At 63.5% G+C, this 598-nt stretch carries 1 pseudogene; it reads left to right on the forward strand.

Features of this window, described 5'->3' with window-relative positions:
- Positions 1-598 (forward strand): annotated as a pseudogene (locus tag LGH70_RS23485) (hypothetical protein); the annotation flags it as partial.

Genomic DNA, 598 nt, shown 5'->3' on the forward strand with positions numbered 1-598 from the left:
CTCGTTGGGTATTGGCTCGGCTTACTCCACCAACCTGTGGAGCAGCTCCTACGTGGGCTTCAACCTGAGCAAGCAGAACTACTGGACCAGCACCTGGAAAACCTACTCCGACGGGGGCAACAACGGGGCTGCGGCCATCGTGGGCGGCATCGGCGGCTCGCTCATGTTCCTGACCCTGCCCACGGCCAACGCCGGCGCCGGCGGGCAGACCATCAGCGACGCGAACATGCCCGGCCTGATTCGCATGAGCCTCTCGCCCGACGGGCGCCTGCAGATCGGCAACAAGCTCAGCACCGGCGTGCACGCCGACGCCAAGCTCTCGGTCTACGGCAAAGTGACGGCCACCTCGCTCTACATCCTGGCCGACACCCCCGGCAACTGGGCCGACTACGTCTTCGAGAAGGACTATAAGCTCACCCCGCTGCCCGAGCTGGAGGCCTACGTGACGCAGAACAAGCACCTGCCCGAGATTCCGACTACGGCCGAGGTAACGGCCAACGGGGCCAACCTGGGCGAGATGAACGTGCTGCTGCTCAAGAAAGTGGAGGAGCTTACCCTGCACCTCATCGACCTCAACAAGCAGGTCCAGCAACTCAAA

The sequence above is a fragment of the Hymenobacter nitidus genome, from assembly GCF_020447315.1.
GTDB classification, from domain to species: Bacteria; Bacteroidota; Bacteroidia; order Cytophagales; family Hymenobacteraceae; genus Hymenobacter; species Hymenobacter nitidus.